Raw genomic sequence first — 25,543 nt, forward strand, 5'->3', positions numbered from 1 at the left:
AACCACTCCCGTAGCGCGAACTCAGATCACGAGCCGAGGTCCAACGAAGACTCGCCTGTGGGGCGTTCCGCGGCAGGCCACGGATGTGAAAAAGAGACGGGGCTTCCCCAACGCGGGGCAAGCCTGCTCGCCACAACAAGCCCGGCGCCCACAGAAGTGCCGCAAGACAGGACACCCCCACCGCAGGTCTGCTAGGCTCCCGCCCCTGCGCCACTGCCTGCCTTTATATGAGACTCCCCGCGTGCCCGACGCCATTTTGCGCCTAGCCCTGCCCTCGCCCCTGCGCCGCCTGTTCGACTACCGAGCCCCGGCCGGCGTGTTGCGGGCGCAGTTGCAGCCGGGCATGCGCGTGCGCGTGCCGTTTGGCCGTCGCGAGATGATCGGCATCCTGATCGAGGTGGCCGACCACAGCGAAGTCCCCGCCGAAAAGCTCAAGCCGGCCCTGGCCATCCTCGACGCTACACCGCCGCTGCCGCCCGCGCTGTTCAAGTTATGCCTGTGGACCGCACAGTATTACCAGCACAGCCTCGGCGATACCCTGAGCTGGGCACTGCCGGTGCTGCTGCGCCAGGGCGAACTGGCTGAAGCACGCCAGGAGCGTTTCTGGTCGATGGTGCCCGGCGCGCGCCTGGATGACCCACGCATCGCCCGCGCGCCACGCCAACGCGAAGCCCTCGCGACCCTGGCCCAACACCCCCATGGCGTAGCCCACCAGTTGTTAAGCAAGCTGATGCTGAGCAAAGACAGCCTCGACTTGCTGCTGGCAAAGGGCTTGGTGCAGGTGGAAATCCGCAAGCACGCGCCGGACCCGCGCCATGACCACTGGCTGGCTCAACCGGAGTTGCCGCTGAACCCCGAGCAACGCGCCGCCTATGAAGCCATTCGCGCCGGTTTCGACAGCTTCCATGCCTTCCTGCTCGCCGGCGTCACCGGCAGCGGCAAGACCGAAGTGTATTTGCAACTGATCCGCGAAACCCTGCAAGCCGGCAAGCAGGCACTGGTGTTGATCCCGGAGATCAACCTCGGCCCGCAAACCCTGGCGCGTTTCGAGCAACGTTTTAACGCGCGCATCGCGCTGGTGCATTCGGCGGTCAACGACCGCGAGCGCCTGGAAGCCTGGCTGGCTGCGCGGGACGGCGAGGCCGACATTATTATCGGCACCCGCTCGGCCCTGTTCACGCCGATGAAAAACCCCGGGCTGATCATCATCGACGAGGAGCACGACGGCTCCTATAAACAGCAGGAAGGCCTGCGCTACCACGCCCGCGACCTGGCGCTGGTACGCGCGCGCCAGGAAGACATCCCGATTGTGCTCGGCTCGGCTACACCGTCCCTGGAAAGCCTGCACAACGCCTACACCGGCCGTTATGGCCTGCTGCGCCTCAACGAGCGCGCAGGCGGCGCCAAGCAACCACGCTTCCTGCGCCTGGATGTAAAAAGCCGCCCACTGGACAGCGGCATTTCCGGGCCGATGCAGCAAGCCATCGGCCAAACCCTCGCCGCCGGCCAGCAAGTCCTGGTGTTTCTTAACCGTAGGGGCTTTGCGCCGACGCTGCTGTGCCACGACTGCGGCTGGATGTCCGAGTGCGAACGCTGCGATGCGCGCATGACCGTACACCAGCGCCACGGCGAGCTGCGCTGCCACCACTGCGGCCATGTGGAGCGCGTGCCGCGCCACTGCCCACAATGCGGCAAAGTGGATTTGCGCCCCGTGGGTGCGGGCACCGAGCGTGCCGAGGAGCGCCTGGGCATTCTGTTTCCGGATTACCCGGTGCTGCGCGTCGACCGCGACAGCACCTCGCGCAAAGACGCGATGAACCAGCTGTTCGCGACCATTCAGAAAGGCCAGCCGTGCATCCTGATCGGCACGCAGATGCTCGCCAAAGGGCACCACTTCCCACGGGTAACGCTGGTGTCGATCCTGGACGCCGACGGTGGTTTGTTCTCCGGCGACTTCCGCGCCAGCGAACGCATGGCGCAACTGATCGTGCAGGTGGCAGGCCGTGCCGGGCGCGCCGAAGAGCCGGGCAAGGTGATTATCCAGACGCATCTGGCTGACCACCCCTTGCTGATTCAACTGACAGAACAGGGCTACTTCGCTTTCGCCGAACAGGCCCTGAGCGAACGCCGCTCCGCCGGCCTGCCGCCGTTTGCACACCTGGCACTGTTGCGCGCCGAAGCGCACAAGCCAGGGCAGGCCGAAAATTTTCTCGACGAGGCATGCAGCGCCGCCGAACGTTTGCTCGGTGAGTTGAGTCTGGCCGGCATCGAATTGCTCGGCCCAGTCCCCGCGCCGATGGAGCGGCGCGCCGGGCGGTATCGCGCTCAGCTACTCTTGCAGGCAACGTCCCGTGCACCGCTGCATCGACTATTAAATAGCTGGATGCTTGCCCTGGAGCAAATGCCCAGCGCCCGCCAAGTGCGATGGTCGTTGGATGTGGATCCGGTAGACCTGTATTGATTGCGAAATCGCTATCGCAGGCAAGCCAGCTCCCACATTTTGAAATATGAACCCCCTTAAATGTGGGAGCGGGCTTGCCCGCGATGAGGTCCGCAGGTCCATCAACCTGTCTGAACGGTTGGCAAGCCCGCCCTCGCCACGGATAATGCCGAGTTTTTCCACCTGCGCATCGCGCACCGCCGCTTGCGGTCGAAAGAGAACACCATGAAAGACACCATTCGCCAGCTGATCCAACAAGCCCTCACCCAACTCGTCAACGAAGGTGTGTTGCCTGAAGGCCTGTCGCCGGCGATCCAGGTGGAAAACACTCGCGACAAGACCCATGGCGACTTTGCCAGCAACATTGCGATGATGCTGTCCAAGCCTGCCGGCATGAAACCGCGTGACCTGGCGGAGAAAATCATCGCCGCGCTGCCAACCGACGAGAGTGTGACCAAGGCCGAAATCGCCGGCCCAGGCTTTATCAACTTCTTCCAGAACACCCAGGCCCTGGCTTCGCGCCTGGACGCGGCCCTGGCCGACGCCAACATTGGCGTGCGCAAGGCCGGCCCCGTGGAGCGTGTGGTGATTGACCTGTCGGCACCCAACCTGGCCAAAGAGATGCACGTGGGCCACCTGCGCTCGACCATCATTGGCGACGGCGTGGCACGGGTGCTGGAGTTCCTGGGTGACGACGTGATCCGTCAGAACCACGTGGGCGACTGGGGCACCCAGTTCGGCATGCTGATGGCCTACCTGCAGGAAAACCCGATCACCAGCAACGAGCTGGCCGACCTGGAAAACTTCTACCGCGCCGCCAAAAAGCGCTTCGACGAATCCGAAGAGTTCGCCGACCGCGCCCGTGGCCTGGTGGTCAAGCTGCAAGCCGGCGATGAAGATTGCCTGGCGCTGTGGGGCCGTTTCCGTGAGATTTCGCTGTCGCACTGCCAGGAAATCTACGAGCTGCTCAACGTGAAGCTGACCATGGTCGACGTGATGGGCGAAAGCGCCTACAACGACGACCTGATCAACGTGGTCAACGACCTCAAGGCTGCCGGCCTGTTGGTTGAGAGCAACGGCGCGCAGTGCGTGTTCCTCGAAGAATTCAAGACCGCCGACGGCGAACCGCTGCCGGTGATCATCGTCAAGGCCGACGGCGGTTACCTGTACGCCACCACTGACCTGGCAGCCGTGCGCTACCGCAGCGGCGTGCTCAAGGCCGACCGCGCGCTGTATTTTGTCGACCAGCGCCAGGCCCTGCACTTCCAGCAAGTGTTCGAAGTGGCGCGCCGCGCAGGCTTCGTCACCCACCCGATGCACATGGAACACATGGGTTTTGGCACCATGAACGGCGCCGATGGCCGCCCGTTCAAGACCCGCGACGGCGGCACCGTGAAGCTGATCGACCTGCTCAACGAAGCCCAGGACCGTGCCTACAACCTGGTGAAGGAAAAGAACCCGGAGTTGGCCGAAGCCGACCTGCGCAATATCGCCCGCGTGGTAGGTATTGGTGCGGTGAAGTACGCCGACCTGTCCAAGCACCGCACCAGCGACTACAGCTTCAACTTCGAACTGATGCTCAACTTCGAAGGCAACACCGCGCCGTACCTGCTGTACGCTTACACCCGTGTGGCCGGCGTGTTCCGCAAGCTGGGCAAGGATTTCAGCGAGGTTGAAGGCCAAATCGTGCTGGATGCCCCGCATGAACAGGACCTGGCGGCCAAGCTGGCGCAGTTCGGCGAAGTGCTCAACAGCGTCGGTGAAAAAGGCACGCCGCATATCCTCTGCACGTATTTGTACGAAGTCGCCGGTCTGTTCTCCAGTTTCTATGAGAACTGCCCGATCCTTACGGCAGACGACGAAGCCCAAAAGCAAAGTCGCCTGCGCCTCGCCGCACTGGCTGGACGGACCCTCAAGCAAGGCCTGGAACTGTTAGGCCTGGAAACCCTGGAGCGTATGTAAGTTGGCTGCCAAGAAAAAACCTGCACCCAAGCGCGGCGCCAGCCGCTATCAGGCACCGGCGAAGAAGCCAATCCCGGGCTGGCTGTGGATGGCTATCGGCCTGGCGGTCGGCGCGTTTGTGGTGATCCTGATGAAGCTGGAGCCCGGCAAGGGTGATGACGTCAAACGGGTCAAGCAAGAACAGCAGAAGGCCACGAAAATCGCCGAGGCCAACAAGACCGCGCCGAGCCCGACCGCGCCGGTAAAGCCCAAGTACGACTTCTACACGCTGCTGCCGGAGTCGGAAGTGATCGTGCCGCCTGACGCCGTGCCGGAGAAAACCCTGCCGACGCCACAAGTGCCGACCACGCCGGTGACACCAGCGGAAGCCGCGAAAATCGACACCGCACGCGCTCAAGCCGCGTTGGCCGGGATCACTCCGCCGCCACCGCCACCGGTGGCGACCACCAAGGCGGCGCCGGTGACCAAGTTCTTCCTGCAAGCGGGGTCGTTCCCGAAACAGGCGGATGCGGATCGTGTGCGTGCGCAGATCATCCTGCTGGGCCAGTCGGTAACAGTGGAGTCCGGCACCGTGAAGGATGCGACCTGGTATCGCGTATTGGTCGGGCCGTTCAGCAACCGTGAACAGCTGACCGTGGCGCAGAAGCAACTGGCGGGTGCAGGCTTTAGCAATCTGTTGTTACAACAACGCCAGAGCCGTTGATTCCGGCTCAACGCCGATCAAAATGTGGGAGCTGGCTTGCCTGCGATAGCGATGTAACAGTCCATATTTTCAGTGACTGACACACCGCTATCGCAGGCAAGCCAGCTCCCACAGTTGGTTTTGTGGTGTTCTCTGGAAGGTGTCAGCCCCATAAACACCACTCGTCCGCACACACGTCCTACGGTTGAAATCCCCCCCGCCACCCCCATATGAGATTCCATCAGGGCATTTTCGCCCCGCTGCGTGGAGACTCTCCCCTTGACCACCATCGTTTCAGTACGTCGCCACGGCAAAGTCGTCATGGGCGGCGACGGCCAGGTTTCCCTGGGCAACACCGTGATGAAAGGCAACGCCAAGAAAGTGCGTCGCCTGTACCACGGCCAGGTTCTCGCCGGTTTCGCTGGCGCCACTGCCGACGCTTTCACCCTCTTCGAACGCTTCGAAGGCCAGCTGGAAAAACACCAGGGCCACCTGGTTCGCGCCGCTGTCGAACTCGCCAAAGAATGGCGCACCGACCGTTCCCTCAGCCGCCTGGAAGCCATGTTGGCGGTCGCCAACAAAGACGCATCCTTGATCATCACCGGTAACGGCGATGTGGTTGAACCCGAGCACGGCCTGATCGCCATGGGTTCCGGCGGCGGCTACGCCCAGGCGGCAGCCAGCGCCCTGCTGAAGAAAACCGACCTGTCGGCCCGCGAAATCGTCGAGACCGCCCTGGGTATCGCCGGCGATATCTGCGTGTTCACCAACCACAACTTCACCATTGAGGAGCAGGACCTCGCCGAGTAAGCCGTAGGCTTATTCCGCTTGAGGCCGCCAAACACTATGTCCATGACTCCCCGCGAAATCGTCCATGAACTTAATCGCCATATCATCGGCCAGGACGATGCCAAGCGCGCCGTTGCCATTGCGCTGCGTAACCGCTGGCGCCGGATGCAACTGCCCGAAGAACTGCGCGTTGAAGTAACGCCCAAGAACATCCTGATGATCGGGCCGACAGGCGTGGGTAAAACCGAAATCGCCCGACGCCTGGCCAAACTGGCCAATGCTCCGTTCATCAAGGTCGAAGCCACCAAGTTCACCGAAGTGGGCTACGTAGGCCGTGACGTCGAGTCGATCATCCGTGACCTGGCCGATGCCGCCCTGAAAATGCTCCGCGAGCAGGAAGTGACCAAGGTCAGCCATCGCGCCGAAGACGCCGCCGAAGAACGCATCCTGGATGCCCTGCTGCCACCGGCACGCATGGGCTTCAACGAAGACGCCGCGCCAAGCTCGGATTCCAACACCCGTCAGCTGTTCCGCAAGCGCCTGCGTGAAGGCCAGCTGGACGACAAGGAAATCGAGATCGAAGTGGCCGAAGTGTCCGGCGTCGACATCTCCGCACCGCCCGGCATGGAAGAAATGACCAGCCAGTTGCAGAACCTGTTCGCCAACATGGGCAAGGGCAAGAAGAAAAGCCGCAAGCTCAAGGTGAAGGACGCGCTGAAGCTGGTGCGCGACGAAGAAGCCGGGCGCCTGGTGAATGAGGAAGAGCTCAAGGCCAAAGCCCTGGAAGCGGTGGAGCAGCACGGTATCGTGTTTATCGACGAGATCGACAAGGTGGCCAAGCGCGGCAACTCCGGCGGCGTCGATGTGTCCCGCGAAGGCGTACAGCGCGACCTGCTGCCGCTGATCGAAGGCTGCACAGTGAACACCAAGCTGGGCATGGTCAAGACCGACCACATCCTGTTTATCGCCTCCGGCGCGTTCCACTTGAGCAAGCCCAGCGACCTGGTGCCGGAGCTGCAAGGCCGTCTGCCGATTCGCGTGGAACTCAAGGCGCTGACCCCCGGCGACTTCGAACGTATCCTCAGCGAGCCGCATGCTTCGCTCACCGAGCAATACCGCGAACTGCTGAAAACCGAAGGTTTGGGCATCGAATTCCAGCCGGACGGCATCAAGCGCCTGGCGGAGATTGCCTGGCAGGTCAACGAGAAGACCGAAAACATCGGTGCCCGTCGCCTGCACACCCTGCTTGAGCGTCTGCTGGAGGAAGTGTCCTTCAGTGCTGGCGACATGGCCGGTTCGCAGAATGGCGAAGCGATCAAGATTGACGCTGAGTACGTGAATAGCCACCTGGGCGAATTGGCGCAGAACGAAGATCTGTCTCGTTATATCCTGTAAGCCTCACAGAAAACGGCTTGTGTCGGAGCCGGACTTGTGTGGGAGCTGGCTTGCCTGCGATAGCATCACCTCAGTGTTTCTGAAACACCGAGGTGTCTGCATCGCGGGCAAGCCCGGCTCCCACACAAGCCAGCTCCTACAGTTTTAAGCCGGTTCTAAGGACTATCTCTGGGCGGTTCTCCAATGACCAAATTCCCCACCGCTGTAAACCTGCACAAAACCTCCAACACCCTCGGCCTTACCTATGGGCCGAGCGAGGTCTACCAGCTCCCCGCTGAGCTGCTACGCACCCACTCGCCTTCCGCCGAGGTCCAGGGCCACGGCAAACCCATCCTGCAGTTCGGCAAGCTCAACGTGCGGCTGATCAAGATAGAACCAGCCGGTCAATATGCACTGAAATTGACCTTCGACGACGGCCATGACAGCGGACTGTTCACCTGGGACTACCTCTACCAGTTGGCCGTGCGCCAGGATGCGTTGTGGGCCGATTATCTGGCTGAGCTTAAAGCCGCCGGCAAAACCCGCGACCCGAGCGAATCGGTCGTGCGGCTGATGCTCTAACTCAGGCGTCTCGCTCTTTAGAGGGCATTTTCTAATTTCATCTGCTTGAATGCCCTGTCGCGTGGTCAACGATTGGCCCGCTTGCGAAAAAAATTAAACTCGGGTAACCAATGGAACTGGCAAGTTCCCTGCATTTGACGATGCGGTATCAACGGTCACCCGAGTCGCAGTACCAGGCTGGTGTCGTGTATCGAAATTGGGTGCGCAGCAATCGCCGGTACTCGTCTTTCGGACAATGGAGCGTCGTAGATGAGTAACAAGAATAACGATGACTTGAAACGCCAGGCCTCGGAAAACACCCTGGGGCTGAACCCGATCATCGCGTTACGCAAAAAGGATTTATTGGCCTCAGCGAAGATGGTACTGACCCAAGCCATCAAGCAACCGTTGCACAGCGTCAAACACGTCGCGCATTTTGGCGTGGAATTGAAGAACGTGATGTTCGGCAAATCCGCACTGGCCCCCGAAGGCGACGACCGTCGCTTCAACGACCCGGCGTGGAGCCAGAACCCGCTCTATAAGCGTTACCTGCAAACTTACCTGGCGTGGCGCAAGGAACTGCACGACTGGATCGGCGACAGTAACCTGTCGGAACAGGACATCAGCCGCGGCCACTTCGTGATCAACCTGATGACCGAAGCCATGGCCCCCACCAACAGCGCGGCCAACCCGGCGGCGGTCAAACGCTTCTTTGAAACCGGCGGCAAAAGCCTGCTTGATGGCCTGTCCCACTTGGCCAAAGACATGGTGCACAACGGCGGCATGCCCAGCCAGGTCAACATGGGCGCCTTTGAAGTCGGCAAGACCCTGGGCACCACTGAAGGCGCCGTGGTGTTTCGCAATGACGTGCTGGAGCTGATCCAGTACAAGCCCATCACCGAGCAGGTGCACGAACGCCCACTGCTGGTGGTGCCGCCGCAGATCAACAAATTCTATGTATTCGACCTGAGCCCGGAGAAGAGCCTGGCGCGCTTCTGCCTGCGCAATGGCCAGCAGACGTTTATCGTCAGCTGGCGCAACCCGACCAAGGCGCAGCGCGAGTGGGGCCTGTCGACCTATATCGAGGCGCTCAAGGAAGCGGTCGATGTGGTCACGGCGATTACCGGCAGCAAAGACGTGAACATGCTCGGCGCCTGCTCGGGCGGCATCACCTGCACCGCCCTGCTGGGCCACTACGCGGCGCTGGGCGAGAAGAAGGTCAACGCCCTGACCCTGCTGGTGAGTGTACTGGACACCACCCTGGACACCCAGGTGGCGCTGTTTGTCGACGAACAGACCCTGGAAGCCGCCAAGCGCCACTCCTACCAGGCCGGTGTGCTGGAGGGCCGCGACATGGCCAAGGTATTCGCCTGGATGCGCCCCAACGACCTGATCTGGAACTACTGGGTCAATAACTACCTGCTCGGCAACGAGCCGCCGGTGTTCGACATCCTGTTCTGGAACAACGACACCACACGTTTGCCGGCCGCCTTCCATGGCGATTTGATTGAGCTGTTCAAGAACAACCCGCTGGTACGCGCCAATGCCCTGGAGGTGTGCGGCACGCCGATCGACCTCAAGCAGGTGACCGCCGATATCTATTCCCTGGCCGGCACCAACGACCACATCACGCCGTGGCAGTCGTGCTACAAATCGGCGCAGCTGTTTGGTGGCAAAGTGGAGTTTGTGTTGTCCAGCAGCGGGCATATCCAGAGCATCCTCAACCCGCCAGGCAACCCCAAGGCGCGTTACCAGACCAGCGATGGTTTGGCGGGCAAGCCGCTGGAGTGGCAGGAGAATGCCACCAAGCATACTGACTCATGGTGGCTGCATTGGCAGGCGTGGCAGGCCGAGCGGGCGGGAAAACTGAAGAAAGCACCTACAAGCCTGGGTAACAAAGCCTATGCCGCAGCTGAGGCGGCACCGGGTACTTATGTGCACGAACGATAAGCAGATTTTGCGGTAGAAATGCGATCAATGTGGGAGCTAGCTTGCCTGCGATAGCGGTGGGCCTGCTAGATGATGAGCTAACTGAAAGATTGCTATCGCAGGCAAGCCAGCTCCCACAGGAACCTAGTTTTTCCAGACAAATAGCGCCACTTCACAGGGCTTGAGCATGCCGCAACCGTTCATCTTCCGTACCATCGACCTGGATGGCCAGACCATCCGTACGGCGGTACGCCCGGGCAAGCCTCACTTGACGCCGTTGCTGATCTTCAACGGCATCGGCGCCAACCTTGAGCTGGTGTTTCCGTTCGTCCAGGCGCTGGACCCGGACCTGGAAGTGATCGCCTTCGATGTGCCAGGTGTGGGGGGGTCTTCCACACCCAGCGTGCCCTATCGTTTTCCCGGCTTGGCCAAGCTCACCGCACGCATGCTCGATTACCTGGACTATGGCCAGGTGAATGCGGTGGGTGTGTCCTGGGGCGGCGCGTTGGCGCAGCAGTTTGCCTATGACTACCCCGAGCGCTGCAAAAAACTGATCCTGGCGGCGACGGCAGCCGGGGCCTTTATGGTGCCGGGCAAACCCAAGGTGCTGTGGCTGATGGCAAGCCCCAGGCGCTATATCCAACCGTCCCACGTGGTGCGCATTGCACCGATGATTTATGGCGGCTCGTTCCGCCGCGACTCCAAACTGGCCGCCGAACACGCCAGCAAGGTGCGCTCGGCGGGCAAGCTCGGTTACTACTGGCAGCTGTTTGCGGGCCTTGGCTGGACCAGCATTCACTGGCTGCACAAGATCCGCCAGCCGACCCTGGTGCTGGCCGGCGACGACGACCCGCTGATCCCGCTGATCAATATGCGCATGCTCGCCTGGCGCATTCCCAACGCACAGTTGCACATCATCGATGATGGCCACTTGTTCCTGATCACCCGCGCCGAAGCCGTGGCGCCGATCATCATGAAGTTTCTTGAAGAGGAGCGCCTGCGTGCGGTGATTCACCCTCGACCAGCGGTGTAAGGACTACGCCGCCGCGCAACTTGCCAGGAACCGACTATGGTTCTGAATTGGCGTGCCTGTTGATGGCTTGACGAAGGAGTGTTGGCTCATGCGAGAAAGACCCGTGACGAACCCGGCGCCCACCCCGGCCGCGTTCATCAACGCGCAAAATGCGATCAGTGGCCTGCGGGGCCGCGATTTGCTGGCGACCCTGCGCAGTGTCGCCAACCATGGCTTGCGCAACCCGCTGTACACCGCTCGGCACGCCCTGGCCTTGGGCGGCCAACTCGGTCGCGTGCTGCTGGGTGAAACCGTACAGGCCCCCAACCCCGCTGACAGCCGCTTCGCCGACCCCACCTGGACGCTTAATCCGCTGTACCGGCGCAGCCTGCAAGCCTATTTGAGCTGGCAGAAACAAACGCGTCACTGGATCGACGACAGCTCGATGAGCGCCGATGACCGCGCCCGCGCGCACTTTGCCTTCTCGCTGATCAACGATGCCGTCTCGCCCTCCAACACCTTGCTCAACCCGCTGGCCATCAAGGAGCTGCTCAACTCCGGCGGCAACAGTGTGGTGCGCGGCGTGAGTAATTTGTTTAACGATTTGTTGCACAACAACGGCCTGCCCAGCCAGGTCAGCAAACACGCTTTTGAAGTGGGCAAAACGGTGGCAACGACCGCGGGCTCCGTGGTGTTTCGCAACGAGCTGCTGGAACTGATCCAGTACAAGCCCATGAGCGAAAAGCAGTACGCCAAGCCGTTGCTGATCGTGCCGCCGCAAATCAACAAGTACTACATCTTCGATCTCAGCCCCGCCAACAGCTTTGTGCAGTACGCCCTGAAAAACGGCCTGCAGACGTTTATGGTCAGCTGGCGCAACCCGGATGTGCGTCACCGCGAGTGGGGCCTGTCCACCTATGTGGCGGCGCTGGAGGAAGCGCTGAACGTGTGCCGGGCAATCACCGGCGCCCGTGAGGTCAACCTGATGGGCGCCTGCGCCGGTGGCTTGACCATCGCCGCGCTGCAAGGCCACCTGCAAGCCAAGCGCCAGCTGCGGCGCATCTCCAGCGCCAGTTACCTGGTGAGCCTGCTGGACAGCCAGATCGACAGCCCCGCCACCTTGTTTGCCGACGAACAGACCCTGGAGGCCGCCAAGCGCCGCTCCTACCAGCAAGGCGTGCTGGAGGGTCGCGACATGGCCAAGGTCTTCGCCTGGATGCGCCCCAACGACCTGATCTGGAACTACTGGATCAATAATTACCTGCTGGGCAAAGAACCGCCGGCGTTCGACATCCTCTACTGGAACAACGACAACACGCGCCTGCCCGCCGCGTTGCATGGCGACCTGCTGGACTTCTTCAAGCACAACCCGCTCAGCCATCCGGGTGGCCTTGAGGTGTGCGGCACGCCCATCGACCTGCAAAAAGTCACCGTGGACAGCTTCAGCGTGGCCGGGATCAACGACCACATCACGCCGTGGGACGCGGTGTATCGCTCCACGCAACTGCTGGGCGGCGAGCGGCGCTTTGTGCTGTCCAACAGCGGGCATATCCAGAGCATCCTCAACCCGCCGGGCAACCCCAAGGCCAACTACGTCGAGAACCCCAAGCTGAGCAGCGACCCGCGTGCCTGGTACTACGACGCCAGTCACGTCGAAGGCAGCTGGTGGCCACAGTGGCTTGCGTGGATCCAGCAACGTTCGGGCGTGCAACGCGAAACACTCACCGCCCTGGGCAACCAGAATTACCCACCGATGGAAGCGGCGCCAGGCACTTACGTGCGGGTGCGCTGAACTCAACGATCACATTAAGAAGACTGGATGAAGACCCGCGACCGTATCCTTGAATGTGCCCTGCAGTTGTTCAACCACAAGGGCGAACCGAACGTGTCGACCATGGAGGTGGCCAATGAAATGGGGATCAGCCCCGGCAACCTTTATTACCATTTCCATGGCAAGGAGCCCTTGGTGCTCGGGTTGTTCGAGCGTTTCCAGAATGAACTGGCGCCGCTGCTCGACCCGCCGGCAGATGCGCAACTCAAACCCGAAGATTACTGGCTGTTCCTGCACCTGATCATCGAGCGCATGGCCCACTACCGGTTCCTGTTCCAGGACCTGTCGAACCTGGCCGGGCGCCTGCCAAAGCTGGCCAAGGGCATTCGCAACTTGCTCACGGCGCTCAAGCGCACCCTGGCTTCACTGCTTGCGCGCTTGAAGGCGGCGGGGCAACTGGTCAGTGATACCCAGGCACTGGGGCAATTGGTGGAACAGATCACCATGACCCTGCTGTTTTCCCTGGACTACCAGCGGATTCTCGACCGCGAGGGCGAGGTGCGGGTGGTGGTGTACCAGGTCATGATGCTGGTGGCGCCGCATCTGCTATTGCCGGCGCGGCAGGCAACTGAGCGGTTTGCGCTCAAATACCTGGATGATATCGATTAAAAATGTGGGAGCGGGCTTGCCCGCGATAGCAATTTATCAGCCAATACCTGGGTGGCTGACACTCCGCCATCGCGGGCAAGCCCGCTCCCACACTGGAAATGCGGTGTATATGAGACTTCCATAAAAAAACGCCCGACCTTCACAGGCCGGGCGTTTTTTGTGCCCTGAAAAAATCAGGACTGACTGGATGGCGTCGGGGTTACCGGCGTTGCAGTCGGGGCGGCAGGAGCATGTGTCGGTGCGGACACCGAATTGGCTGTAGAAGCGGTTGGCGCTGGAGTTGCAGGCTTGGCCGCAACAGCAGGTTTGGACGCTGCTGGCTTCTTGGCTACTGCTGGCTTCTTCGCGGCGGCAGGTTTTGCCGCAGGCTTGGCAGCCACAGGTTTTGCTGCAGCAGGTTTGGCAGCGGCTTTAGCGGCGGCTGGTTTGGCTGCAGGTTTCGCAGCGGCCGGCTTGGCAGCAGGTTTGGCAGCGGCGGTTTTAGCCGCAGGCTTGGCCGCTGGTTTTGCTGCTGCTTTGGCAGCCGGCTTAGCCGCAGGCTTGGCAGCGGCTTTAGCGGCCACGGGTTTTGCTGCAGGCTTGGCAGCCGGTTTGGCAACTGCGGTTTTTGCAGCGGGTTTTGCCGCAGCTTTAGCCGGGGCCTTGGCCGCAGGTTTGGCAGCTGGCTTGGCGGCCGCTTTAACCAGAGGCTTGGCGGCGGTTTTGGCAGCCGGTTTAGCAGCCGCAGTTTTAGCCGCAGGCTTGGCAGCCGGTTTAGCGGCGGCGGTTTTGGCTGGAGCCACTTTAGCGCCGGTGAGTTTTTCGATTTGCTTGGTCAGGGTATCGACCTTGCTGTGCAGCGTCTTCAGTTCCGCTTTGCTGGGCACGCCCAGTCGCGAAATGGCACTGTTGAGACGCTTGTCGAAGGTTTCTTCCAACTTGCCCCAAGTGTCAGAAATGCTCGACTTGGCAGAGCCGGCAGTGGCCTTGGCCGCTTCAACTTTTTTACCAACCGTGGTCTTGGTCAACTTCTCGGCCTTTTCGCCGTCCTTGACCAATGTCTCGAAGTATTTGCCGCCGTCACTGCTAACCTTCGAGTACACGCCTAAACCAGCAAGCCAGATCTTACGGGAATATTTTTCAACCTCCCCGATCCACGAGCTGCCTTCTTTCTGAGTAGTCTTTTTAACAGCCATCCCGATGTCTCCTTAGTGTTTACGCGCGACACGTTCTAGCAATGTCGTCAGCTCTTCGAGCTTAGCAGAGAGTGTCTCCACGTCATGTTTAGACGCAATGCCGATTCGATTCAAGGCACTTGCAACACGCGTGTCAAAAGCTTTTTCAACTTTATCCAGTTGAACTTCAACCAAACCTTTGACGCTGGAGACATTACTCTTTACTTGGTCAATCTGACTGTTGGCAGCATCAAGTTGTTCAACCACAACTTTTTTGCCTTTACTTTCAACATGTTGACCGGTCTTGACCAGCTCTTTGAAGTACTCGCCGCCTTCGCTGCCGACCTTGGCATAGGCGCCAAGTCCTGCCAGCCAGATCTTGCGGGCGTAGCTTTTAACGTCACTCAGGGCAGTGGACTGAAGGTCGATTTTTTTCTTCAAAATAACTTTGGCCATGGTGCACCTCACGCAGATTAGGGTCGAGGAACGGCCCGCAGGAGTTGAGGGCTTGGGCACAAAGTAGGCTGGAAAATTAGAATCGGCACCCTAAGAACACATTGATCAGGCCAGCGCCTTATCCAGGGCTTTCTCGATTTCAGACTTGATGGTGCCGCTCATGGCCGACATCAACAGGCCCAATTCAACATCAATGCGCAGCGATTCATCGGCGACTAACACCGTGCCTTTAACCCCCGAACGCTTGAGGTTCAGGCTATCGCCCGACCACGATGACTCCAGGCCATATTGCTCCTTGAGTTTGTGCGCCAACTTCTCGGCCTTCGCGCGCGCGCCTTCTTTACCCAGGGAATGTGCACGCTCAACGGTAATACGGGCCATTGCAATGACTCCTCTTTATATCGACTCAGAACACCTGCCATGCGGCAAAAGGTCTCGATGAACACCTATCTTACCTTCAGCCTTGCCAAGACAAAGCAGGCGGTGGGGATTATCATGTCCCGCATTCTCTTTTGGTGACAGCGATATGACTGATCAGCGCAAAGGCAGCGATGCCGAACCCACCACTCACTTCGGCTTCAAGAACGTTCCGGAAAGCCAGAAAGCGGAAAAAGTCGCTGAGGTGTTCCACTCCGTTGCGGCCAAGTACGACCTGATGAACGACGTACTCTCGGGCGGCATGCACCGCCTGTGGAAGCGCTTCACCATCGAGTTGTCGGGTGTACGCACCGGCAACCGCGTGCTCGACATCGCCGGCGGCACGGGCGATCTGGCGGCCAAGTTCTCCAAGCTGGTTGGCCCGACCGGCCAGGTCGTGCTGGCGGACATCAACGGTTCGATGCTCAAGGTCGGCCGTGATCGCCTGCTGGATAAAGGTGTGGCCGGCAATATCGAGTTCGTCCAGGCCGATGCGGAAAAGCTGCCGTTCCCGGACAACCATTTCGACTGCGTGACCATCGCGTTCGGCCTGCGCAACGTGACCCATAAAGAGGACGCCATCCGCTCGATGCTGCGCGTACTCAAGCCGGGCGGCCGCCTGTTGGTGCTGGAGTTCTCCAAGCCGACCAACGCGCTGATGTCCAAGGTCTACGACACCTACTCGTTCGCCTTCATGCCGCTGATGGGCAAGCTGATCACCAATGACGCCGAGAGCTACCGCTACCTGGCCGAATCGATCCGCATGCACCCCGACCAGGAAACCCTGAAGTCGATGATGGTAGAAGCCGGTTTCGACCGCGTGACCTACCACAACATGACCTCAGGCATCGTCGCCCTGCACCGCGGCATCAAGCCCTGATGCTGTTCGCAGGCCTCCTCGCCAGCGTCGAACACGGCATCAACCGTGTCCTGCGCCTGGACAGCACCGCCCTGGCGCGGCTTGCGCACTTGAACGGCAAGGTCATTGCCGTCGATTGCACCAGCCCCGCCCTGCAGCTGTTTATCCTGCCCAGCGATGAAGGCCTGCTGCTCGCCGGCGATTGGGCCGCCGAGGCCGACTGCACCCTGCGCGCACCCGCCTCGAGCCTGTTGCACCTGGCGCTGAGCCGCAACAAGACCGCGATCCTGCACAGCCCCGACGTGGAGCTGGAAGGCGACAGCGCCGTGCTGATGGACCTGGCCGCCGTGCTGCAAGACCTGGAACTGGATTGGGAATACGAGCTGTCACGCTGGATTGGTCCGGTGGCCACCCAACTGATCAGCGGGCACCTGCGCAGCCGCTCGCGCTGGTACCAGCAAGGGTTCGCCAGCCTCAACCAGAACCTCGCCGAATACCTGAGCGAAGAATCGCGCACCCTGGTCGGAGAACGGGAAGCGCAAGCGCGCTTTCGCGAACTCGACAAGGCCAAAATCGACCTGGAACGCCTTGAGGCACGCTTCGAGCGCCTGAGCCGTTCCCTTGATCCAAGCGATAACGCATGAAGCTGCTCGCCGTCCGCCGTTTGTTTCGTATCCAGCGCGTCGTAATCCGCTACCGCCTCGATGACCTGCTGTTCGCCCTGCCGTTGCCGTGGTTTTTGCTGGCCGTGCGCTATGTGTTGCCGTGGCGCTGGTTCCCGCGCAAACCGCTGGAACTGAGCCGTGGCGCGCGCCTGCGCCTGGCGTTGCAGGACCTGGGGCCGATCTTTATCAAGTTCGGGCAGATCCTCTCGACACGCCGCGATTTGCTGCCCGAAGACATTGCCGACGAGCTGATGCTGTTGCAGGACCGCGTGCCGCCGTTTGATTCCCAGCAGTCGATGAAGCTGATCGAAGAACAACTGGGCAAGAAGATCAGCGAGGTGTTCAGCCGTTTCGACGTCGAGCCACTGGCCTCGGCCTCGGTGGCGCAGGTGCATGCCGCACAATTGAAGACCGGCGAAGAAGTGGTGGTGAAGGTGATTCGCCCCGGCCTCAAGCCGATCATCGGCCAGGACCTGGCGTGGCTGTTTATCCTCGCCCGCGCCGCCGAACGTTTCTCCGCCGATGCGCGCCTGCTGCATCCGGTGGACGTGGTTGCCGACTACGAAAAAACCATCTACGACGAACTCGACCTACTGCGCGAAGCGGCCAACGCCAGCCAGCTCAAACGCAACTTCGAAGGTTCAGCGCTGCTGTACGTGCCGCAGGTGTATTGGGACTGGTGCCGTCCCAAAGTGCTGGTGATGGAGCGCATCTACGGCGTGCAGGTCACCGACCTCGCCACTCTTGCCGACCAGCGCACCGACATGAAGATGCTTGCCGAGCGCGGCGTGGAAATCTTCTTCACCCAGGTGTTTCGCGACAGCTTCTTCCACGCCGACATGCACCCGGGCAACATTTTCGTCAGCACCGTCAACCCATGGAGCCCGCAATACATTGCGATCGACTGCGGCATCGTCGGCAGCCTGACCCCGGAAGACCAGGATTACCTGGCACGCAACCTGTTCGCCTTTTTCAAGCGCGATTACCGCCGCGTGGCGCAGCTGCACATCGATTCGGGCTGGGTGCCAGCCGAAACCAAGCTCAACGAATTCGAAGCCGCGATCCGCACGGTGTGCGAGCCGATCTTTGAAAAACCGTTAAAAGATATTTCCTTCGGCCAGGTGCTGATGCGTCTGTTCCAGACCGCGCGGCGCTTCAATATGGAAGTGCAGCCGCAGCTGGTACTGCTGCAAAAAACCTTGCTCAACATTGAAGGCCTGGGCCGCCAGCTGTACCCGGACCTGGACTTGTGGAACACCGCGCAGCCGTTCCTGGAACGCTGGATGCGCGAGCGCGTCAGCCCGAAAACCCTGCTGGGCAACCTGCACAGCCAGTTCGAACAACTGCCGCACCTGGCCAACATGACCCGCGACCTGCTGGAGCGCATGTCCCAGCCCCACGCCAAAGACCCTGCACCGCCGTGGCACAGGCGCAAGGACGACTGGTTCCTGCGCCTGTTGGGCGCCGCCCATTTGGTCGGCGGCGTGATGCTGGCGATTGGCGGGCCGCTGAACCAACTGGGCCATTGGCCGGCTGGCATCATGGTCGCCGTGGGTGTTTATCTGATCGTGCGCCGATAGCCGATCCGGTTATACACTGTCGCAAATTGCCGGAGCCGAACATGAAAGACTGGCTGGACGAGATCAAGTGGGACAGTGACGGCCTGGTGCCGGCCATTGCCCAGGACTACAAGACCGGGCGCGTATTAATGATGGCCTGGATGAACCGCGAGGCCTTGAGCCTCACCGCCACTGAGCAGCGCGCCATTTACTGGTCACGTTCGCGTGGCAAACTGTGGCGCAAGGGCGAAGAGTCCGGGCACGTGCAGACCCTGCACGAGATGCGCATCGACTGTGACGCCGACGTGGTGATCCTGAAGGTCGAGCAGATCGGCGATATCGCCTGCCATACCGGCCGTCACAGCTGCTTCTATCGCGTGTTCGAAAACGGCGAGTGGAAGGTTGTGGAACCGGTGCTCAAAGATCCGCACGCCATTTATTCCGCAGGACACTGAACATGAGCGATACCCTGAACCGTGTGGCCCAGGTGCTGGAAGACCGCAAAGGCGCGGACGCCGACAGCTCCTACGTCGCAAGCCTTTACCACAAGGGCTTGAACAAGATTCTGGAAAAACTTGGCGAAGAGTCGATCGAGACGATTATTGCCGCCAAAGATGCGCAAATCAGCGGTGATTACAGCGATGTAATCTACGAGACCGCAGACTTGTGGTTCCATAGCCTGGTCATGCTCGCCCAACTGGGGCAGCACCCACAGGCCGTGTTGGATGAACTGGACCGTCGCTTCGGCTTGTCCGGGCATGCAGAAAAGGCCTCGCGCCCGTCCGCCTGAATAACTTTTACAGAGGAATTGCAGCATGGGCATTTTTGACTGGAAACACTGGATCGTCATTCTGGTGGTCGTGGTACTGGTGTTCGGCACCAAGAAACTCAAGAACCTGGGCACTGACGTGGGCGAGTCGATCAAGGGCTTTCGTAAAGCCATGAACGACGATGAAAAACCGGCCGACCCGATGGCCAATCCGGTACCACCGGCGCAGCCTGTACACCCACAGGCCACCCAGCCGATCACCGAGCGTCGTACCTTCGACGTGCAGGCTGAAAAAGTCCAAGAGCCGACCCGCAAAGACTCGTGAGCACTGACTAATGTTTGGTATCAGCTTCTCTGAACTGCTGCTCGTCGGCCTCGTGGCCTTGCTGGTACTGGGGCCGGAACGCCTGCCCGGTGCCGCACGCACGGCCGGCCTGTGGATCGGGCGCCTGAAACGCAGTTTCAACGCCATCAAACAGGAAGTTGAACGGGAAATCGGCGCCGACGAGATCCGCCGCCAGCTGCACAACGAACATATCCTGTCGTTGGAGCAGGAGGCGCGCAAGATTCTGTCGCCGGTTCAGGAGCCCGCCAAACCGGTGGAACCTGTGCCCGAAAACAGCATTGCTCCGGCCGCCGAAGCATCGCCAACCGCGCCCGCCCCGACTGAGCCAGCGCCGACGCCCGTGGCGTCGCCCGCTCCCCATGACCCTACATTGCCGCCGCGAGCCCCATGAGCGCTGATAAACCGGAAAACGACCAGCATATGCCGCTGGTCTCGCACCTCACCGAGCTGCGGACCCGCCTGCTGCGTTGCGTAGCGGCCATTTTCATCATCTTTGCCGGGCTGTTCGCCTTTACCCAGCAGATCTACACCTTCGTCTCCACGCCCTTGCGCCAGTACCTGCCGGCCGGCGCGACGATGATCGCCACCGACGTGTCGTCACCGTTCCTGACGCCGTTGAAGCTGACCATGATGGTCTCGCTGTTCCTGGCGATCCCGGTGATCCTGCACCAGATCTGGGGCTTTATTGCGCCGGGCCTGTACAAGCATGAAAAGCGCATTGCGGTGCCGTTGCTGGTGTCGAGCATCCTGCTGTTCTACACCGGCATGGCCTTCGCGTATTTCCTGGTGTTTCCGCTGATCTTCAAATTCTTCGCCGCCGCCACTCCGGCCGGCGTCGAAATGATGACCGACATCACCAGCTACCTCGATTTCGTGATGACGCTGTTCTTCGCCTTTGGCGTGGCCTTCGAAATCCCGGTTGCCGTGGTGCTGCTGGTGTGGATCGGCGTGGTCGACGTCAAATACCTGAAGAAAGTGCGCCCCTACGTGATCATCGGCTGCTTCGTGGTCGGCATGATCCTCACGCCGCCGGACATTTTCTCGCAGACCCTGCTGGCCGTGCCGATGTGGATGCTGTTCGAGATCGGCATCCTGTTTGGCAGCCTGATCAGCAAGCGTGGCGACCACCCGGATGACCAACCCGTCGACGACGACCAGCCGCCAGCGACGCACCCGTGAACCTGCTGTTGCTTGAGGGGGCCGACTTTATCGCGGCCGACCGGGTGATCCTGCGTGATCGGCGCCTGGTGCATATGCAGGAAGTCCACCGCGCGGTGGTGGGCGACAACCTGCGGGTCGGGCGAATCGGCGGGTTAATGGGCAACGCGCAATTACTGCGCCTGGAAGCCGGTGAAGCCGAGCTGCACGTGAGCTTCGACCAGCCGCCACCGACCAAACTTCCGCTGACCCTGCTGCTGGCCCTGCCGCGTCCAAAGATGCTGCGCCGGGTGCTGCAAACCGTGGCGGCGATGGGCGTGCCGAAGGTGGTGCTGGTCAACAGTTACCGGGTCGAAAAAAGCTTCTGGCAAACCCCGTTCCTGGAACCGGAGGCCGTTCGCGAGCAACTGATCCTCGGCCTGGAGCAGGCACGGGACACGGTGCTGCCCGAGATCAGCATCGAAAAGCGCTTCAAGCCGTTCGTCGAAGACCGCCTGCCAGCCATGACCGCAGGGACTCTGGGCCTTATCGGCCATCCCGGCGATTACCCGGCCTGCCCACGTGGACTGGACGAACCGGTGACCCTGGCCATCGGCCCGGAAGGCGGCTGGATCCCCTACGAAGTGGAGCTGTTGGCCAAGGCCGGCTTGCAACCGGTGCAACTGGGTGCGCGCATCCTGCGCGTAGAAACCGCCGTGACCGCCCTACTCGCCCGGTTGTTCTGAACCCCGACCCGCCCCGAAAACATGTGGGAGCTGGCTTGCCTGCGATTGCATCACCTGGGTATGCCTGATGTACCGAGGTGCCTGCATCGCAGGCAAGCCAGCTCCCACATTGGTCCTGAGCACCTACAGAAATTTCCTACGCTGCCGATAGCCTCTGAATAAGTCCAAGCCTTGTTCCAAAGGAGATCGCAGCATGTATCGTTGGTTAGCCGAAAAACTGGGGAATGTGAGCGTCAATCGCAAGCTGAGCATAGGCTTTGGCTTGGTGTTGATCCTGACGCTGTTGATCACCTTCACCGGCTGGACCGGCTTGGGCGACGTGATCAGTCGCGGCGACAAACTGGGCTTTATCTCCAGCCTCAACGGCCTGACCAAAGACCTGCGCCTGGCGCGCCTGGACTTTGAAATGCGCCGGGGCGAACAAGGCACCGATGCCGTCAACGGTCTGCTGAAGCAACTGGACGATGGCCTCAAAACCGCCCAAACGCTGATTGAACAACCCGGCGACAAAGCCCTGGTAGAGCAACAGCTGGAAGCCTTGGGCCAATACAAAAAAGCCTTTGGCACAATGGTCCTGGCCGGCCTCAAGCGTGAGGGTGCACGCAGCAAACTCGGCGACACCGCCGACAACGCCGTGGCCAAGATCAATGAAATCGAAGCGAGCCTGCTGCAAGGCGACAGCGTCACGCAGTTCAACAGCGTGGTCGAGCTGAGCAAGTTGATCCAACAGTCGCGCTTCCAGGTGCGCGGTTATACCTACAGCGGCAAGACCGAGGCCGAGCAACCAGCCCTGGATGCCATCGACAATGCCCTGAAGAAAATCACTGACCTGCAAGGCAAGCTGCCTGAGCAATACCAGGCCAACCTGCAAGAGGCCGGCGTGTCACTGCAAGCCTACCGCGCCGCGGTCAGCCAGTACCGTGACTCCCAAGTGGCCAGCGCCGCCGCGCTGAAAATCATGACCGCCCAAGGCGATATCCTGCTGGGGCACAGCGAAAAACTCACCACCTCCCAGACCGCCGTGCGCGATGCCGATGCCGCGCAGGCTAAACAGCTGTTGCTGCTGGCCACCGTGCTGGCGCTGATCTTCGGCATTCTCGCCGCCTGGGCTATCACCCGCCAGATCGTGATCCCGCTTAACCAGACCCTCACAGTCGCCGAGCGTGTGGCCTCGGGCGATCTGAGCCATAACCTCAACTCCGCCCGCCAGGACGAGCTGGGCCAACTGCAACGCGCCATGCAGAGCATGACCCTGGGCCTGCGCGAGTTGATCGGCGGTATCAGCGACGGTGTCACCCAGATTGCCAGCGCTGCCGAACAACTGTCGGCCGTGACCGAACAGACCAGCGCCGGGGTTAACAGCCAAAAGGTTGAGACCGACCAAGTGGCCACCGCCATGAACGAAATGGCCGCCACCGTGCAGGAAGTGGCGCGCAACGCCGAAGAAGCCTCCGAAGCTGCCGTTGCAGCGGACCAACAGGCCCGTGAAGGCGACAAGGTAGTCGGTGAGGCCATCGCGCAGATTGAGCGCCTGGCTACCGAGGTCGGTAATTCCACGGTGGCCATGGGCGATCTCAAGCGCGAAAGCGACAAGATCGGCAGCGTGCTCGATGTGATCAAGTCTGTCGCCCAGCAAACCAACCTGCTGGCGCTGAACGCGGCGATTGAAGCGGCGCGTGCCGGTGAAGCCGGTCGCGGCTTCGCGGTGGTGGCCGACGAGGTGCGCAGCCTGGCCCAGCGCACACAGAAGTCCACCGAGGAGATCGAAGAGCTGATCGTCGGCCTGCAAAACGGCACTCAGCAGGTGGCGACCATCATGGACAACAGCCGGGGGCTCACCGACAGCAGCGTCGAGCTGACCCGACGTGCCGGCAACGCGCTGAGCAATATCACGCGCACGGTCTCAACCATTCAGGCGATGAACTCGCAGATCGCCACTGCCGCCGAGCAACAAAGCGCTGTGGCCGAAGAGATCAACCGCAGCGTGTTGAATGTGCGCGACGTGTCTGAGCAGACCTCCTCGGCCAGTGAGGAAACTGCCGCATCGAGTGCCGAACTGGCACGCTTGGGGATCTATTTGCAGTCTCTGGTCGGGCGCTTCCGCATCTGACCCGCCCCCACACGGCGGCCAGAGCAAGGCCGCCGTAACTTGTGAAATTTCCTACGCGGTTATCAGCCCGCCACAACCTCGAATCGATTTAGCGTTTCAGCTGTTGCGAAATGCTTCCTCAGATTTGGAGGTTCACCATGTTTCCTCGGCTGACCCGCTTGCTGGTCAACGCCAGCGTCCGTCTCAAACTCGCACTGGGTTTCGGCCAAGTGTTGATGTTAAGCATCCTGATTGCCGCGACCGGCTGGCAGGCCTTGAACGACGTGCTTTATCGCTCACACAGCCTGGCGATCCTGGGGCAATTGGCCCTGGACGCCGAGTCCATGCGCGCCGACAGGATCGTGTACCGGACCCTGACGGACGCCAGCAGCCTGGCCAAAATGAACACGCAGACCGAAAAGATCGACCAGCATCTGGCCGACCTTTCAAGCCGCCTCAAACACCCGGCCGACTTGCAGCGACTGCAGGAAGCAACACGCTTGGTGGCGAGCTTCAAGACAGCGCTGGCGGCCTTGCCCGCTTTGATCGAGCAACGCGAAAGCATCCGCCCGACCCTCAAGAAAACCGCGTTGCAAGCCAGCGATACTCTCGCCCAGTTCGCCAGCGACTTACCGAACCAGGAAGACGAAAAGGCTTTGGATGCTATCGAAAACCTGCGCCAGGCCATGGAGCAGGCCGAAGATCGCGCCCAAAGCCCCGCCTGGGCGGCCGAGTCGCTGCAAGCCTACACCGACGCACTCACCCAGGCGCTCGAAGCCCTGAACGTGGCACAAGCAGCGGTGACCGCACTGCCCGTGGACGCGGCCCTGCTCAAAGCCGACCTGGCCAACTATCGCGAACAATTGACCAAGCTCAAGGACGCACAGCTCAACACCGAAACCCTGCAAAACCGCTTTGAACAGCAACTCAATGATTTACGCGAGCAAAGCCATCAACTGAGTGACGGCCAGAACAGCAAGCGTGACAGCGAAGCCGAGCAGACCCACACACGACTGCTGAGCGTCACCGTGGCGGCCTTGCTACTCGGTGTACTGGCCGCCTGGTGGATCGCGCGGCAAATAGTCGTGCCTTTACGCGCGATCCTCACCGCCGCCCACCGCATTGCTGACGGCGACCTGAGTCGAGACATTCAAGAGGACCGCCGCGATGAACTGGGCCAGTTGCAGCAGAGCATCGGGCAAATGACCCGCAACCTGCGCAACCTGATCAGCGGTATCGGCGACAGCGCCCGGCAGATCGCCAGTGCCGCAACGCAGCTATCAGCCGTCACCGAGCAGACCCGCGCCGGGGTCAATGACCAGAAGGAGGAAACCGATCAAGTGGCCACGGCGATGAATGAAATGCTCGCCACCGCCCAGGAGGTCGCCCGGCATGCCGAGCAGGCTTCCGTCGCGGCCAATGAAGCCGACCAGGAGGCCAGCGCCGGCGAAAAAGTGGTGACCCAGGCCGTCGAGCAAATCGGGCACCTGGCCCATGAGATGGCGCGTTCGAGCCAGGCGATGATTGCGCTGCAACATGAAAGCCAGAAAATCGGCAGCGTGCTCGACGTGATCAAATCAGTGTCCCAGCAAACCAACCTGCTGGCCCTGAACGCTGCCATCGAAGCGGCGCGTGCGGGCAGTGCCGGCCAGGGTTTTGCGGTAGTGGCCGACGAAGTGCGCAGCCTGGCCCAGCGCACCCAGGAATCCGCCGAAGAAATTGAAGGTTTGATTCTCGGCCTGAATACCGGCACCCAGCAGGTCGCGGACATCATGGACAACAGCCGCAGCCTGACCGACAACAGCGTCGGCCTGACCCGCGATGCCGGCGATGCCTTGGCAGCGATTACGCGTACCGTGTCGATCATCCAGGAAATGAACCCGCAGATTGCCGCCGCCGCCGAGCAGCAAAGTGCGGTAGCGGAAGAGATCAATCGCAGTGTGCTGAAGGTGCGCGATGTCACCGAACAAACCGCTGCGGCCAGTGAGGAAACGGCCGCTGCGAGTGTTCAGTTGACCCGATTGAGCCTGGATTTGCAGACGCTCGTGGGCAAATTCAGGCTTTGATACTCACGGCCCTTGTGGCGAGCGAGCTTGCTCGCGCTGGGCTGCGAAGCAGCCCTAAAACCTGCCAACGCGTTCTGCTGGATAAATCGCG

The 25,543-nt window shown here is 61.0% G+C and carries 24 protein-coding genes and 1 pseudogene; 22 read left to right on the forward strand and 3 right to left on the reverse strand.

The window, feature by feature from the left end; translation table 11 throughout:
* The first annotated feature begins 241 nt into the window (after positions 1-241).
* The 10 genes from GIW48_RS24510 to GIW48_RS24555 all read left to right on the forward strand — a co-directional run bounded on the left by GIW48_RS24510 (position 242) and on the right by GIW48_RS24555 (position 13,189).
* The gene (locus GIW48_RS24510; protein ID WP_138452622.1) at positions 242-2,461 is read left to right on the forward strand and encodes a primosomal protein N'; all 2,220 of its coding nucleotides are present in this window, start codon (positions 242-244) and stop codon (positions 2,459-2,461) included.
* 204 nt (positions 2,462-2,665) lie between these two features.
* On the forward strand, positions 2,666-4,402 hold the full coding sequence (gene argS / locus GIW48_RS24515) for an arginine--tRNA ligase (RefSeq protein WP_236462708.1): 1,737 nt from the start codon (positions 2,666-2,668) through the stop codon (positions 4,400-4,402).
* A gap of 1 nt (position 4,403) precedes the next feature.
* Entirely contained in the window at positions 4,404-5,105 is a 702-nt protein-coding gene (locus tag GIW48_RS24520) for an SPOR domain-containing protein (RefSeq protein ID WP_017138577.1), read from the forward strand.
* A 258-nt stretch (positions 5,106-5,363) separates the two neighbouring features.
* Positions 5,364-5,894 carry an ATP-dependent protease subunit HslV gene (hslV, locus tag GIW48_RS24525; protein ID WP_010563201.1) on the forward strand — a complete coding sequence of 177 codons (531 nt, stop codon included), beginning with the start codon at positions 5,364-5,366 and terminating at the stop codon, positions 5,892-5,894.
* A 36-nt stretch (positions 5,895-5,930) separates the two neighbouring features.
* Complete coding sequence (gene hslU, locus GIW48_RS24530) at positions 5,931-7,268, forward strand: ATP-dependent protease ATPase subunit HslU (protein ID WP_017138578.1); 1,338 nt, start codon at positions 5,931-5,933, stop codon at positions 7,266-7,268.
* A 183-nt stretch (positions 7,269-7,451) separates the two neighbouring features.
* The gene (locus GIW48_RS24535) at positions 7,452-7,829 is read left to right on the forward strand and encodes a gamma-butyrobetaine hydroxylase-like domain-containing protein (protein WP_017138579.1); all 378 of its coding nucleotides are present in this window, start codon (positions 7,452-7,454) and stop codon (positions 7,827-7,829) included.
* A gap of 249 nt (positions 7,830-8,078) precedes the next feature.
* The gene (gene phaC, locus GIW48_RS24540) at positions 8,079-9,758 is read left to right on the forward strand and encodes a class II poly(R)-hydroxyalkanoic acid synthase (RefSeq protein WP_099549478.1); all 1,680 of its coding nucleotides are present in this window, start codon (positions 8,079-8,081) and stop codon (positions 9,756-9,758) included.
* A 166-nt stretch (positions 9,759-9,924) separates the two neighbouring features.
* Entirely contained in the window at positions 9,925-10,770 is an 846-nt protein-coding gene (gene phaZ, locus GIW48_RS24545) for a poly(3-hydroxyalkanoate) depolymerase (RefSeq protein ID WP_017138580.1), read from the forward strand.
* Positions 10,771-10,858: 88 nt separating this feature from the next.
* A complete protein-coding gene (gene phaC / locus GIW48_RS24550) occupies positions 10,859-12,541 on the forward strand; it encodes a class II poly(R)-hydroxyalkanoic acid synthase (RefSeq protein WP_017138581.1) in 1,683 nt (560 codons plus the stop codon).
* 27 nt (positions 12,542-12,568) lie between these two features.
* Positions 12,569-13,189 (forward strand): TetR/AcrR family transcriptional regulator, encoded by a 621-nt coding sequence (locus tag GIW48_RS24555; RefSeq protein ID WP_017138582.1) that lies wholly within the window; start codon positions 12,569-12,571, stop codon positions 13,187-13,189.
* 173 nt (positions 13,190-13,362) lie between these two features.
* Here GIW48_RS24555 and GIW48_RS24560 read toward each other — a convergent pair whose 3' ends face one another.
* From GIW48_RS24560 to GIW48_RS24570, 3 genes are all read right to left on the reverse strand, one after another.
* Complete coding sequence (locus tag GIW48_RS24560) at positions 13,363-14,364, reverse strand: phasin family protein (RefSeq protein WP_236472921.1); 1,002 nt, start codon at positions 14,362-14,364, stop codon at positions 13,363-13,365.
* Between the two features lie 12 nt (positions 14,365-14,376).
* A complete protein-coding gene (locus GIW48_RS24565) occupies positions 14,377-14,799 on the reverse strand; it encodes a phasin family protein (protein WP_017138584.1) in 423 nt (140 codons plus the stop codon).
* Between the two features lie 105 nt (positions 14,800-14,904).
* On the reverse strand, positions 14,905-15,180 hold the full coding sequence (locus tag GIW48_RS24570; protein WP_017138585.1) for a polyhydroxyalkanoic acid system family protein: 276 nt from the start codon (positions 15,178-15,180) through the stop codon (positions 14,905-14,907).
* Positions 15,181-15,325: 145 nt separating this feature from the next.
* On the opposite strand from GIW48_RS24570, the gene ubiE reads away from it, so the two are divergent.
* From ubiE to GIW48_RS24625, 12 genes and pseudogenes are all read left to right on the forward strand, one after another.
* On the forward strand, positions 15,326-16,096 hold the full coding sequence (gene ubiE, locus GIW48_RS24575) for a bifunctional demethylmenaquinone methyltransferase/2-methoxy-6-polyprenyl-1,4-benzoquinol methylase UbiE (protein WP_003171186.1): 771 nt from the start codon (positions 15,326-15,328) through the stop codon (positions 16,094-16,096).
* Positions 16,096-16,719, forward strand: a complete 624-nt coding sequence (locus GIW48_RS24580; RefSeq protein WP_017138587.1) for a ubiquinone biosynthesis accessory factor UbiJ — start codon at positions 16,096-16,098, stop codon at positions 16,717-16,719. Before ubiE ends, GIW48_RS24580 begins: the two co-directional genes overlap by 1 nt.
* Entirely contained in the window at positions 16,716-18,320 is a 1,605-nt protein-coding gene (gene ubiB, locus GIW48_RS24585; protein ID WP_017138588.1) for a ubiquinone biosynthesis regulatory protein kinase UbiB, read from the forward strand. Before GIW48_RS24580 ends, ubiB begins: the two co-directional genes overlap by 4 nt.
* 41 nt (positions 18,321-18,361) lie before the next feature.
* Positions 18,362-18,754 (forward strand): phosphoribosyl-AMP cyclohydrolase, encoded by a 393-nt coding sequence (gene hisI, locus GIW48_RS24590; RefSeq protein ID WP_012721796.1) that lies wholly within the window; start codon positions 18,362-18,364, stop codon positions 18,752-18,754.
* 2 nt (positions 18,755-18,756) lie between these two features.
* Positions 18,757-19,089, forward strand: a complete 333-nt coding sequence (locus GIW48_RS24595; RefSeq protein ID WP_017138590.1) for a phosphoribosyl-ATP diphosphatase — start codon at positions 18,757-18,759, stop codon at positions 19,087-19,089.
* Positions 19,090-19,114: 25 nt separating this feature from the next.
* Positions 19,115-19,393 carry a twin-arginine translocase TatA/TatE family subunit gene (locus GIW48_RS24600; protein ID WP_056860633.1) on the forward strand — a complete coding sequence of 93 codons (279 nt, stop codon included), beginning with the start codon at positions 19,115-19,117 and terminating at the stop codon, positions 19,391-19,393.
* Between the two features lie 10 nt (positions 19,394-19,403).
* Positions 19,404-19,805, forward strand: coding sequence for a Sec-independent protein translocase protein TatB (tatB, locus tag GIW48_RS24605; protein ID WP_017138592.1), 402 nt, complete (start codon positions 19,404-19,406; stop codon positions 19,803-19,805).
* Complete coding sequence (gene tatC / locus GIW48_RS24610) at positions 19,802-20,593, forward strand: twin-arginine translocase subunit TatC (RefSeq protein ID WP_017138593.1); 792 nt, start codon at positions 19,802-19,804, stop codon at positions 20,591-20,593. The genes tatB and tatC overlap by 4 nt, the downstream gene beginning before the upstream one ends.
* A complete protein-coding gene (locus tag GIW48_RS24615) occupies positions 20,590-21,297 on the forward strand; it encodes a 16S rRNA (uracil(1498)-N(3))-methyltransferase (RefSeq protein ID WP_058422360.1) in 708 nt (235 codons plus the stop codon). The genes tatC and GIW48_RS24615 overlap by 4 nt, the downstream gene beginning before the upstream one ends.
* Positions 21,298-21,490: 193 nt before the next feature.
* A pseudogene (locus GIW48_RS30005) lies at positions 21,491-22,549 on the forward strand (methyl-accepting chemotaxis protein); the annotation flags it as partial.
* 144 nt (positions 22,550-22,693) lie between these two features.
* Entirely contained in the window at positions 22,694-23,407 is a 714-nt protein-coding gene (locus tag GIW48_RS30010) for a methyl-accepting chemotaxis protein (protein WP_407073964.1), read from the forward strand.
* A gap of 137 nt (positions 23,408-23,544) precedes the next feature.
* On the forward strand, positions 23,545-25,452 hold the full coding sequence (locus GIW48_RS24625; protein ID WP_099549482.1) for a methyl-accepting chemotaxis protein: 1,908 nt from the start codon (positions 23,545-23,547) through the stop codon (positions 25,450-25,452).
* Positions 25,453-25,543 lie beyond the last annotated feature (91 nt).

It is taken from the genome of Pseudomonas sp. PA-6-3C, assembly GCF_021605825.1.
GTDB lineage: Bacteria > Pseudomonadota > Gammaproteobacteria > Pseudomonadales > Pseudomonadaceae > Aquipseudomonas > Aquipseudomonas edaphica.

What these genes read in the sequence shown, in the direction of transcription:
- argS (WP_236462708.1), top strand. Translation starts at nt 2,666, where the DNA reads ATGAAAGACACCATTCGCCAGCTGATCCAACAAGCCCTCACCCAACTC.
- hslU (WP_017138578.1), top strand. Translation starts at nt 5,931, where the DNA reads ATGTCCATGACTCCCCGCGAAATCGTCCATGAACTTAATCGCCATATC.
- GIW48_RS24535 (WP_017138579.1), top strand. Translation starts at nt 7,452, where the DNA reads ATGACCAAATTCCCCACCGCTGTAAACCTGCACAAAACCTCCAACACC.
- phaC (WP_099549478.1), top strand. Translation starts at nt 8,079, where the DNA reads ATGAGTAACAAGAATAACGATGACTTGAAACGCCAGGCCTCGGAAAAC.
- phaZ (WP_017138580.1), top strand. Translation starts at nt 9,925, where the DNA reads ATGCCGCAACCGTTCATCTTCCGTACCATCGACCTGGATGGCCAGACC.
- phaC (WP_017138581.1), top strand. Translation starts at nt 10,859, where the DNA reads ATGCGAGAAAGACCCGTGACGAACCCGGCGCCCACCCCGGCCGCGTTC.
- GIW48_RS24555 (WP_017138582.1), top strand. Translation starts at nt 12,569, where the DNA reads ATGAAGACCCGCGACCGTATCCTTGAATGTGCCCTGCAGTTGTTCAAC.
- GIW48_RS24560 (WP_236472921.1), bottom strand. Translation starts at nt 14,364, where the DNA reads ATGGCTGTTAAAAAGACTACTCAGAAAGAAGGCAGCTCGTGGATCGGG.
- GIW48_RS24565 (WP_017138584.1), bottom strand. Translation starts at nt 14,799, where the DNA reads ATGGCCAAAGTTATTTTGAAGAAAAAAATCGACCTTCAGTCCACTGCC.
- GIW48_RS24570 (WP_017138585.1), bottom strand. Translation starts at nt 15,180, where the DNA reads ATGGCCCGTATTACCGTTGAGCGTGCACATTCCCTGGGTAAAGAAGGC.
- ubiE (WP_003171186.1), top strand. Translation starts at nt 15,326, where the DNA reads ATGACTGATCAGCGCAAAGGCAGCGATGCCGAACCCACCACTCACTTC.
- GIW48_RS24580 (WP_017138587.1), top strand. Translation starts at nt 16,096, where the DNA reads ATGCTGTTCGCAGGCCTCCTCGCCAGCGTCGAACACGGCATCAACCGT.
- ubiB (WP_017138588.1), top strand. Translation starts at nt 16,716, where the DNA reads ATGAAGCTGCTCGCCGTCCGCCGTTTGTTTCGTATCCAGCGCGTCGTA.
- hisI (WP_012721796.1), top strand. Translation starts at nt 18,362, where the DNA reads ATGAAAGACTGGCTGGACGAGATCAAGTGGGACAGTGACGGCCTGGTG.
- GIW48_RS24595 (WP_017138590.1), top strand. Translation starts at nt 18,757, where the DNA reads ATGAGCGATACCCTGAACCGTGTGGCCCAGGTGCTGGAAGACCGCAAA.
- GIW48_RS24600 (WP_056860633.1), top strand. Translation starts at nt 19,115, where the DNA reads ATGGGCATTTTTGACTGGAAACACTGGATCGTCATTCTGGTGGTCGTG.
- tatB (WP_017138592.1), top strand. Translation starts at nt 19,404, where the DNA reads ATGTTTGGTATCAGCTTCTCTGAACTGCTGCTCGTCGGCCTCGTGGCC.
- tatC (WP_017138593.1), top strand. Translation starts at nt 19,802, where the DNA reads ATGAGCGCTGATAAACCGGAAAACGACCAGCATATGCCGCTGGTCTCG.
- GIW48_RS30010 (WP_407073964.1), top strand. Translation starts at nt 22,694, where the DNA reads ATGAACGAAATGGCCGCCACCGTGCAGGAAGTGGCGCGCAACGCCGAA.
- GIW48_RS24625 (WP_099549482.1), top strand. Translation starts at nt 23,545, where the DNA reads ATGTTTCCTCGGCTGACCCGCTTGCTGGTCAACGCCAGCGTCCGTCTC.